A 2,602-nucleotide genomic window follows, 5' to 3' on the forward strand; every position below is an offset into this window, starting at 1 on the left:
GCCGAGATGTGCGGGCCCTATTTCACCCCCGACGACACCACCTTCTTCGTCGCCGTCCAGCATCCGGGCGAGGCCGACGAGGACGACCCCAACGCCAAGCCCGCCACCTTCGAGGCCCCCTCCACAAGGTGGCCGGACTTCGATGCCTCCCTGCCGCCGCGCCCGTCGGTGGTGGCGATCACGAGGCGCGGCGGCGGGCGGGTCGGGACCTGAACGGGAGTTCTCAACCCTCTTCCGTCTCCGGGATGAAGCGAAGGGCTCGGCGGACGAGACAGCGTTAAGGCTTTGGGTACAGAGTGCCGTCGCGATGGTGCGAACGCTGCTTACGCAGCCTGCGCTCGCCGCTTTTCGTTTCCGTTTCGTTCCGGTATAACCGCGCCATGAAGAATCGCTCCAAGCCCCGCGAGGCCACTCTGATGTCCCGCGAGGACATTGTGATGCCCCGCGAGGCTCCTCCGGCCGCTCCCCGTATCCGTTCCGTGGATCTGTTCGCCGGCGGCACGGCACCCAAGGCGTCCGCGCGGGACAGGAAACCCCTCCCCGTCGAGGCGTCTCCCGCGGAGGCCGCGGAGGCCGGCTACGATGCCTCGACGATCGAGGTCCTGGAGGGGCTGGAGCCGGTCCGGCGCCGGCCCGGCATGTATATCGGCGGCACTGACGAGCGCGCGCTGCACCACCTCTTCGCCGAGGTGGTCGACAACTCCATGGACGAGGCGGTGGCGGGCCACGCGAGCTTCATCGAGGTGGAGCTGGAAGAGACCGGACACCTCGTCGTCACCGATAACGGCCGCGGCATCCCCATCGACCCGCACCCGAAGTTCCCGGGGAAATCCGCCCTCGAAGTGATCATGACCACGCTGCATGCCGGCGGCAAGTTCGACTCGAAGGTCTACGAGACCTCCGGCGGCCTGCACGGGGTCGGCATCTCGGTGGTGAACGCCCTCTCCGACATCCTCGAAGTCGAGGTCGCCCGCGGCCAGACCCTCTACCGCCAGACCTTTTCGCGGGGACATGCGCAGGGTGGCTTGGAGACGGTGGGCCGGGTGCAGAACCGCCGCGGCACGCGGGTGCGCTTCCACCCCGACGCCCAGATCTTCGGCGCCCTGAAGTTCGACCCGCGGCGCCTCTTCAAGATGGCGCGCTCCAAGGCCTACCTGTTCGGCGGCGTCGAGATCCGCTGGCGCTGCGCGCCTGCCCTGCTGGAGGGCATCGACGACGTGCCCGCCGAGGCGGTCCATCGCTTCCCCGGGGGCCTACGCGACTATCTCGCCCGCGATCTCGAGGGCAAGGAGCTCGTCACCGACGCGATCTTCTCGGGCAAGGTCGTGAAGCCCGGCGGCCATGGCTCGCTCGAATGGGCGGTGGCCTGGATGGTCGTAGAGGACGGCGTCTCGGCCTCCTACTGCAATACGATCCCCACGGCCGAGGGCGGCACCCACGAGAGCGGGTTGCGCGTCGCCCTGCTGCGGGCGCTGCGCGAGCATGCCGAGCGCGTCGGCCAGGCCAAGCGCATGGGCGGCGTCACCACCGACGACGTGATGGCGACCTGCGCCTCGATGCTCTCGGTCTTCATCCGCGAGCCCGAGTTCCAGGGGCAGACCAAGGACAAGCTCGCCACCGTCGAAGCCGCCCGCATCGTCGAGACCGCGATCCGCGACGCCTTCGACCACTGGCTGGCGGCCTCGCCGGCCCAGGCCAACAAGCTCCTCGACTGGGTGATCGACCGGGCCGAGGAACGCCTGCGCCGGCGCCAGGAGAAGGAGGTCGCCAGGAAATCCGCCACGCGCAAGCTGCGGCTGCCGGGCAAGCTCGCGGATTGCTCGAAGGCCGGGGCGGCGGGCTCTGAGATCTTCATCGTCGAGGGCGATTCCGCGGGAGGCTCGGCCAAGCAGGCGCGTGACCGCGCGAGCCAGGCGATCCTGCCCTTGCGCGGCAAGATCCTGAACGTGGCGAGCGCGAGCCGGGACAAGATGGGCGCCAACCAGCTCATCTCCGACCTGACCCAGGCGCTCGGCTGCGGCACCGGCAGCGCCTATCGGGGCGAGGACCTTCGCTACGAGAAGGTCATCATCATGACGGACGCGGACGTGGACGGTGCCCACATCGCCTCGCTGCTGATCACCTTCTTCTACCGGCAGATGCCGAAGCTCATCGACCGTGGCCACCTCTACCTCGCGATCCCCCCGCTCTACCGGCTGACGCAGGGAGCCAAGAGCGCCTACGCGCGCGACGACGCCGACAAGGCGCTGGTGATCAAGACCGTGTTCAAGGGCGGCAAGGTCGAGGTCAGCCGGTTCAAGGGCCTGGGCGAGATGATGCCGGCCCAGCTCAAGGAGACGACCATGGATCCGAGGAAGCGCACGCTCCTGCGCGTCGCGGTCCTCGACGAGGCCCGCGAATCCACCGGCGACACGGTGGAGCGGCTGATGGGCAACAAGCCCGAGGCCCGCTTCGCCTTCATCTCCGAGCGCGCCGCCTTCGCGGACGGGGCGGAGCTGGACATCTGACGGGGCACCTCACCCCGCCATCGGGTGCGGTGCTCCCTGGCGAGCGCCCGCATCCCGTCGCAGGTCCTGTCTCGTCCCGCGCATGGAATCTTCCC

The 2,602-nt window shown here is 69.1% G+C and carries 2 protein-coding genes; both read left to right on the forward strand.

Annotated features, from left to right (window positions below; genetic code table 11):
- The coding region (locus ACFE7U_RS15790) for an alkaline phosphatase PhoX (RefSeq protein ID WP_375410670.1) at positions 1-213 on the forward strand (213 nt) is incomplete at its 5' end.
- 224 nt (positions 214-437) lie between these two features.
- On the forward strand, positions 438-2,507 hold the full coding sequence (gene parE / locus ACFE7U_RS15795; RefSeq protein WP_375410672.1) for a DNA topoisomerase IV subunit B: 2,070 nt from the start codon (positions 438-440) through the stop codon (positions 2,505-2,507).
- Positions 2,508-2,602: the final 95 nt, after the last annotated feature.

It is taken from the genome of uncultured Methylobacterium sp. (assembly GCF_964251405.1).
Classification (GTDB): Bacteria; Pseudomonadota; Alphaproteobacteria; order Rhizobiales; family Beijerinckiaceae; genus Methylobacterium.

What these genes read in the sequence shown, in the direction of transcription:
- parE (WP_375410672.1), top strand. Translation starts at nt 438, where the DNA reads ATGCCCCGCGAGGCTCCTCCGGCCGCTCCCCGTATCCGTTCCGTGGAT.